The 7454-nt window shown below is 67.5% G+C and carries 8 protein-coding genes; 3 read left to right on the forward strand and 5 right to left on the reverse strand.

All coding sequences use genetic code 11. The features are described from left to right. Positions 1-11: 11 nt before the first annotated feature. A complete protein-coding gene (locus tag ACNA0R_RS14695) occupies positions 12-845 on the reverse strand; it encodes a prepilin peptidase (protein WP_415826769.1) in 834 nt (277 codons plus the stop codon). Positions 846-1126: 281 nt separating this feature from the next. Between ACNA0R_RS14695 and ACNA0R_RS14700 the strand changes: the two genes are divergently transcribed. After that, the gene (locus tag ACNA0R_RS14700; RefSeq protein WP_415826770.1) at positions 1127-1894 is read left to right on the forward strand and encodes a copper resistance protein NlpE N-terminal domain-containing protein; all 768 of its coding nucleotides are present in this window, start codon (positions 1127-1129) and stop codon (positions 1892-1894) included. Between the two features lie 106 nt (positions 1895-2000). Here ACNA0R_RS14700 and ACNA0R_RS14705 read toward each other — a convergent pair whose 3' ends face one another. The 4 genes from ACNA0R_RS14705 to ACNA0R_RS14720 all read right to left on the reverse strand — a co-directional run bounded on the left by ACNA0R_RS14705 (position 2001) and on the right by ACNA0R_RS14720 (position 4367). After that, positions 2001-2198, reverse strand: coding sequence for a response regulator transcription factor (locus tag ACNA0R_RS14705; protein WP_232464632.1), 198 nt, complete (start codon positions 2196-2198; stop codon positions 2001-2003). 184 nt (positions 2199-2382) lie between these two features. Continuing rightward, positions 2383-3225, reverse strand: a complete 843-nt coding sequence (gene panC, locus ACNA0R_RS14710) for a pantoate--beta-alanine ligase (protein ID WP_415826744.1) — start codon at positions 3223-3225, stop codon at positions 2383-2385. A 45-nt stretch (positions 3226-3270) separates the two neighbouring features. Beyond that, on the reverse strand, positions 3271-4161 hold the full coding sequence (locus tag ACNA0R_RS14715) for a segregation and condensation protein A (RefSeq protein ID WP_415826745.1): 891 nt from the start codon (positions 4159-4161) through the stop codon (positions 3271-3273). A 17-nt stretch (positions 4162-4178) separates the two neighbouring features. Further along, positions 4179-4367, reverse strand: a complete 189-nt coding sequence (locus ACNA0R_RS14720) for a DUF3460 family protein (protein ID WP_415826746.1) — start codon at positions 4365-4367, stop codon at positions 4179-4181. Between the two features lie 167 nt (positions 4368-4534). Here ACNA0R_RS14720 and ACNA0R_RS14725 point away from each other — a divergent pair, with 167 nt between their 5' ends. Next, positions 4535-5917, forward strand: coding sequence for a DHA2 family efflux MFS transporter permease subunit (locus ACNA0R_RS14725; RefSeq protein ID WP_415826771.1), 1383 nt, complete (start codon positions 4535-4537; stop codon positions 5915-5917). Continuing rightward, the coding region (gene glpK, locus ACNA0R_RS14730) for a glycerol kinase GlpK (RefSeq protein WP_415826747.1) at positions 5907-7454 on the forward strand (1548 nt) is incomplete at its 3' end. The genes ACNA0R_RS14725 and glpK, both read left to right, overlap by 11 nt.

Genomic DNA, 7454 nt, shown 5'->3' on the forward strand with positions numbered 1-7454 from the left:
TCCCCAGTGCCCTACGCCAAGGGCGGTACAGCCATCAGAAGTCCAACGATACCAGCCAGGGCCAGATACGGGCCAAACGGCTGCGGCTGGTGACGTCCCACGCGCCGCGCCAGGATCAGCCCCAGGCCGACCACGACACCGGACAGCGACGCGACGATCAGCACCAGCGGCAGCGCCGCCGCCCCCAGCCAGGCGCCCAGCGCGGCCAGCAGCTTGAAGTCGCCGTAGCCCATGCCTTCGCGGCCGGTCGTCCACAGGAACACATGGTGCAGGATACGCAGGAATAGATAGCCCAGCGCGGCGCCCAGGATGGCCTGGACGGGCGACGCGAAGACGGCCTGCGTATTGACCAGCAGGCCGGCCCAGACCAGCGGCAGGGTAATGACATCCGGCAGCAGTCCCGTTTGCGCGTCGATCCACGCCAGGGCGACCAGGGCCGCGGCCAGCACCATCGCGCACAGCGCCGCCAGGCTGGCGCCGTAATGCCAGACGCACAGTGCATACAGCCCCGCCGTCACCAGCTCGATGGCGGGATAGCGCCAAGGGATGCGGGCGCGGCACTCGCCGCAGCGGCCATGCAGGCCCAGCCAGCCCAGCACGGGTATGCGCCGCCACCCGCGTATCGCGCCGCCGCACGCCGGACACCGGCAGGATGGGCGCCACAGGCTCGGTCGTGGAGGCGCCGGGCCGCTGGCGTCCCGCGCATCGCGGGACGCCTCTTCCCAGTCATATTCCAGTATGCGCGGCAAGCGATGCACCACCGTCGTCAGCCAACTGCCGACGGCCAGGCCAAGCACCGCGGCGAGCACAATGGCGAGATGGGGATCGAGCTGCACGTGGGTTATCCATGGAGAAAGCGGGAAGCCGGAGCGCGGCTCCAGGCATGCGGCGTGCGCCAGCGGCCGTCGCGCCCGTTCGCGGACAGCGGGCGCCCGGCATTATTCCGACATGTCGTAATTTGTTCAATGCCGAACCCGATCGCCCGTTCAACGCGGAAGACGGCGCGCCGCGGTAGAGCATTCATGCGAGAATTGTGCGCATGTGCTGCAACCCTGGATACGCTGTCATGCCCGCCCTTCCTGTCCCTCCTGCCCTTTCCGCCGCCGGCGCATCGCCTGCCCACTCCATGCCGTCCCGGCGCTTGCGGTCCGCCGCGGTGCTGGCCGCGATATTGGCGGGGGCAGCCGGCGTGGCGGGCTGTGCCGAACAGAGACAGGCGGGCTACTACGATCCGCCCCGCGCCAGCACCATCACCGACGCGCAGATCATGGGCACGGGTGCCGACTACCGTCCGGTGGTGCGCGCGCCGTCGCAGTTGCAGATCGACCTGAAGGCGCCCACGCCCAGCCAGCAGCAACAGCAGGAAGCGCAGCGCGCCCGCGCGATCCAGGAAGGCAATACCACCGAAGACGGCCAACCCATGCCGCCGACCAGCACCGCGTCGGCCGACACGGGTACCGGGGCCGCCACCCCGGCACCAGCGCCGTCGCCCAGCGCCGCCGAGCGCAGCCTGGTACCGCAGCCGCAGACCTATATGGGCACCCTGCCGTGCTTCGCGGCGGGCATGGAGTGCGAAGCCCAGCGCATCACGCTGACGCTTGCGCCCAACGGACGCTGGCGCGGCCGTTCCGCCTATCTGGACAACGCGAGCAGTCGCGAGAAACCCATCGCGGAACAGGGCTGCTGGCAGGTCACGGATGAAAAGCCGCCGCGCGTGTTCCTGATCGGCCCGGACAACACCACCCGCGCCGAATTCGTCGTGGCCGCCAACAATGTGCTGCGCCTGCGCGCCATCGCCGGCGTCACGCCCAACCTGAATTACACCCTGACGCGCCAGCCGGATCTGGATCCGATCAACGAACTGGCCAAGCAGACACCGCCGAAGTGCCCGTGATCGCCGCCCAGGCCTGACGCGGCCCGGCCCGGTATGGCCGGGGCTGGTGTCGCCGGGCCCGACGTGCGCCGGCATGGCTCGGCCGGCCTCCAGCCGGCCAGCGCAGCTAATCATTGCAGCCGCTATAGGGGCACATGCGGCATGCCAGTTCCATGGCATTGCGCACCCCCATTTTGCGGAAAATGCGGGCACGATGGGCCTCGGCCGTCCGCGATGAAATATTCAGCTCGATGGCGATGTATTTATTGGATTTGCCGGTGACGAGATACGTCGCAATATCGCGCTCGCGGGGCGTCAACGCCACCGCGCGCTTTCCTGCGCACCCCCGCGGGTGATTCATGCTGGCCTCCCTGATGTTGGGTAGGCCGGTAGTCTTGCATGGATGCCGGGAGGCCGAAAGCTGTCAGTTCTGACAGGGTGACGATTTCGCCACGCGACCAGTACAGATGGTCGTCGCCGCCGGCGCCCTCGCCTCGCGGCCGCCCACCCTACAGCTCCAGATTGTCGATCAGCCGCGTGGCGCCCAGCTTGGCGGCGGCCAGTACCACCAGCGGTTCGCCCGCCGCCATATCCGCCGCGTCCGGCGCCTTCAGATCGCGCCGGCGCCGCACGGCAATGTAATCCACCTGCCAGCCCCGGCCGGTCAAGGCGGCGATGGCGTCCGCTTCCAGCGCGGCGGCATCGCGCTGGCCGGCGGCGAGTTGGCGCTGCACCTGCTGGAGCTGGCCATACAGGGCCGGGGCCTCCGCGCGTTCGGCATCGCTCAGATAGCGGTTGCGGGAAGACAGCGCCAAGCCGTCCGCCGCGCGCACGGTTTCGTGCGCCAGCACGTCCACCGGCAGCTGGAATTGCCGGCACATGGCGCGCACGATCATCAGCTGCTGGTAATCCTTCTTGCCGAACACCGCCACGCGCGGCTGCACGCAGGAAAAGAGCTTGAGCACCACCGTACACACCCCGGTGAAGAATCCCGGCCGGAATTCGCCTTCGAGGATATCGCCGAGGTCATCCGGCGGCCGCACCCGGTAGTTCTGCGGCTCCGGATACATCTCGCGCTCGTCGGGCGCGAACAGCACGTAGACATCGCGTTCGCGTTCCAGTTTTTCGATGTCTTCGGCCAGGGTGCGGGGATAGCGGTCGAAGTCCTCCGCCGGCCCGAACTGCAGGCGATTGACGAAAATGCTGGCCACGACAGGATCGCCGTGCTGGCGCGCCAGCTTCATCAGCGCCAGGTGGCCTTCGTGCAGATTGCCCATGGTGGGGACGAAGGAAACCCGGTTCTGCCCGCGCAGGTGATCGCGCAGCTCCTGGATGGTGTGTACGACTTTCAAGAATGTCTCCGGGAAGGGCTGCGCCGTGCGCGGCGCGCGCCGGTATCAAGCCGCTTCGGCCGCCACGCTGGTATAGGCCAGCCGCACATAGATGGGCGCGTAGGGCTCGGCCTGGGTGATTTCCAGCAAGGATTCGCGCGCCAGTTCGAGCATGGCAATGAAGTGCACCACGACCACCGCGGCGGGCGCGCCTTCGTCGATGCGCTCCATGAACATTTCGCTGAACTCCATGAAGCGCACGTCGCTAAGCCGGCGCAGGATGTGCGTCATATGGTCGCGCACCGACAACTGCTCGCGCGTGATGTGATGGTGCGCGTTCAGCCGCGCGCGCTTCATGATGTCCGCCCAGGCCTGGCGCAGGTCCTCGGGCGATACATCCGGCATGGCGCGCTCGACGCTGAGGTCGGCGACGGCCTGCGCGCGCTGGAAGTCGCGGCCCAGTTGCGGCAGCGCGTCCAGCTTCTGCGCGGCCAGCTTCATCTGTTCGTATTCCAGCAGGCGCCGCACGAGTTCGGCGCGCGGGTCTTCGACTTCTTCGCCGGTATCGCTTTTCTTGACCGGCAGCAGCATGCGCGACTTGATCTCGATCAGCATGGCCGCCATCAGCAGATATTCGGCGGCAAGCTCCAGATTGTGCAGGCGTATCTGTTCGACGTAGGACAGGTATTGCCGCGTGACATCCGCCATGGGGATGTCCAGCACGTTGAAGTTCTGCTTGCGGATCAGGTACAGCAGCAGGTCCAGGGGGCCTTCGAAGGCCTCCAGGAAGATTTCCAGCGCGTCGGGCGGGATGTACAGATCCTGCGGCAGCTGGAACAGCGGTTCGCCGTAGAGCCGCGCGAACGCCACGCTGTCGACCGTGTCGGGCGTGCTATCCACTGGCGGCTCCACGAGCGCGGCGAGGTCCTTGCCCGGCACCGAGGCGTTCTGCGACATAAGAGAGGGGCGGCCGCTCAGTCGTTTGAATAGACGTAAGGCCTTTGCGGGACACGCGCGGCACGGAAGCCTTCAAGCAGCTCGGGATCCTGGGGTTTGTCCCACAGCAGGCCGCGGCCTTCGCGCTGCCGTTTTTCGACGTCGGGATGCGACTTCTTGTAGTCCTTCAGGAAACGGGTGATTTCCGACTCGTAGTTGTTGGCCATGGAACCGTGCGTCAGGGAGTTGCGTTAGCCGCCAGTTTACTTCAAGGGCAGCGGAAAGCACGGCGTTACAATGGGCCGGCACCCCGCCGCTTCCCCCCGACATGTCCACGAAAACGCTGGCCTCCGTCCCCCCGCTCGCCGATCCCGCCGCCTTGCGGGCGGCAAAAATGATCCCCTTCATCGTTGGCTGCGCCCTGTTCATGCAGATGCTGGACGCGACCGTGGTCGCCACCGCCCTGCCGGCCATGGCGGCGTCCCTGGATTCCACGCCAGTCCGGCTGAATGTGGCGATCACGTCCTATCTGCTGGCCGCCGCGGTGTTCGTCCCCGTCAGCGGCTGGGCCGCCGACCGTTTCGGCGCGCGCCGCGTCTTCATCGCCGCCATCGCCCTGTTCACGCTGAGCTCCGTCGCCTGCGCCGTGTCGCAGACGGTCACCCAGCTGGTCCTGTCGCGGGTCGCGCAGGGAGTGGCGGGCGCCATGATGGTGCCCGTGGGCCGGATCATCCTGCTGCGCACCGTGCCCAAGGAAGACCTGCTGAAAGCCATGTCCTTCCTGTCCATTCCCGCGCTGCTGGGTCCCGTCATCGGGCCGCCGCTGGGCGGTTTCCTGGTGACCTATGCGTCCTGGCACTGGATCTTCCTGATCAATGTGCCCATGGGCGTGCTGGGCATTGCGCTGATCCTGCGCTATATCAAGGAGATCCGCGAAAAAGGCGTGCCCCGCCTAGACTGGCTGGGCTTTCTGCTCAGCGGTATCAGCATGGCGACGCTGGTCAGCGGCTTCGAGGCCGCGGGCCGCGAGGCCTCTATCCAGGCCCTGGGCGTGGTCGCCATCGGCCTGGTCAGTGGGTTCTGGTACGTGCACCATTCCCGCCGGGTTGCCCATCCCATCATCGACCTGTCGCTGATGCGCATTCCCACCTTCGCGATTTCGACGCTGGCGGGCAATCTCTGCCGCTTCTCCGTCGGCGCCACGCCCTTCCTGCTGGCCATGCTGCTGCAGGTGGGCTTCGGGCTGACGCCGTTCGCCGCCGGCATGATCACCTTCGCCAGCGCCGCCGGCGCCCTGCTGATGAAATTCGTGGCCACGCCCATCGTGCGCCGCTTCGGCTTCCGCCAGGTGTTGACCGTGAATGCGTTGCTGACGGGGGCTTTCATTTGCGTCTGCGCGCTGTTCCAGCCCAGCACGCCATCCTGGCTGATCATCCTGGTGCTGCTGATCGGCGGGTTTTTCCGTTCACTGCAATTCACCGGGGTCAACGCCCTGACCTATGCGGACATCGGGCCCGACAAGATGAGCCGCGCCAGCAGCTTCGCCGCCATGGCGCAGCAACTGGGCGTCAGCCTTGGGGTGGGCGTGGCGGCGGTGACGCTGAACGTCAGCATGGCCCTGCGCGGGTCGGAAAGCGCCACCGTGACCGACATCGTGGCCGGCTTCCTGGTGATCGGGCTGCTGTGCGCCGCTTCATTTTTCTCCTTCCGCCGGCTGGATCCGGCGGCGGGCAATCAACTGAACGGACGGAAGGTGCAGACCAGCGATGAAGAATGAATACATTCTTGCCCTGGACCAGGGCACGACCAGTTCGCGCGCCATCGTATTCGACGCCGAAGGCCGCGCGCGCGGCGTGGGCCAGCGCGAATTCCGCCAGTATTACCCGCACCCGGGCTGGGTCGAGCACGACGCCAACGAGATCTGGCGCAGCCAGCTGGAGGTCGCGCGAGAGGCCTTGCACAACGCCGGCGCGACCGCGGCCGACATCGCCGCCATCGGCATCACCAACCAGCGCGAAACCACGCTGATCTGGGACCGCGCCAGCGGCCGGCCGCTGGCGCATGCCATCGTCTGGCAGGACCGGCGTACGGCCGATGTCTGCGACCGCATGCGCGGCGAAGGCCGCGCCGATTTCCTGCAGGAACGCACGGGCCTGGTGCTGGATGCGTATTTCGCCGGCACCAAGCTGGCCTGGCTGCTGGACCATGTGCCGGGGGCGCGCGCCGCCGCCGAACGCGGCGAAGTCGCCTTCGGCACCATCGATACCTGGCTGATCTGGCAGTTGACCGGCGGCAAGGTGCACAGTACCGACTGCACCAATGCGTCGCGCACGCTGCTGTTCGATATCCATAAGCAGGACTGGAGCGACGAGCTGCTGGAATGCCTGAATATTCCGCGTTCGGTGTTGCCCAGCGTGGCGCCCAGCAGCGCGGTGGTGGCCGAGACGCTGCCGCAATGGTTCGGCGGCGCGATACCCATCGCCGGCGTGGCGGGCGATCAGCAGGCCGCGACCTTCGGGCAGGCCTGCTTCAAGCCCGGCATGGCGAAGAATACCTACGGTACGGGCTGCTTCATGCTGATGAACGTGGGCGACAAGCCGGTCGTATCGCGCAACCGCCTGTTGTCCACGGTGGGCTGGGGCCTGCCGCGGCCGGAAGAAGACACCGCCGACGCGCAGGTGTTCGCCGGGGCGCGTCCCGCGTGGACGCCCACCTTCATGCTGGAAGGCGGGGTGTTCGTCGCCGGCGCGGCGGTGCAGTGGCTGCGCGACGGGCTGGGCATCATCCAGCGCTCGGAAGACGTGGAAGCGCTGGCGGGCAGCGTGGCCGATACGGACGATGTTTTCCTGGTGCCGGCATTCGCGGGGCTGGGGGCGCCGCATTGGGATCCCTATGCCCGCGGCACGCTGGTGGGGCTGACGCGCGGGACGACGCGGGCCCACGTGGCGCGCGCGACGCTGGAATCGATCGCGCTGCAAAGCGCCGAACTACTGACGGCGATGAAGGCGGACTGCGGGATCGAGCTGTCCGAGCTGCGCGTGGATGGCGGCGCGGCCCGCAACGATCTGCTGATGCAGATGCAGGCGGATCTGCTGGGCGTGCCCGTGGTGCGGCCGCGCGTATCCGAATCCACCGCCCGCGGCGCCGCCGGGCTGGCGGGTCTGGCGGTCGGGTTCTGGAAGGATATGGACGCCTTCGCCGCGCAATGGCAGGCTGAACGTCGCTTCGAACCCGCCTGGTCGGCCGACCAGCGCGAAGCGCGGCTGCGGCGCTGGGGCCAGGCGGTGGAGCTGTCCAAAAATTGGGTGGGAGGG

Source organism: Bordetella sputigena (genome assembly GCF_965137885.1).
Lineage (GTDB): Bacteria > Pseudomonadota > Gammaproteobacteria > Burkholderiales > Burkholderiaceae_B > Bordetella_C > Bordetella_C sputigena.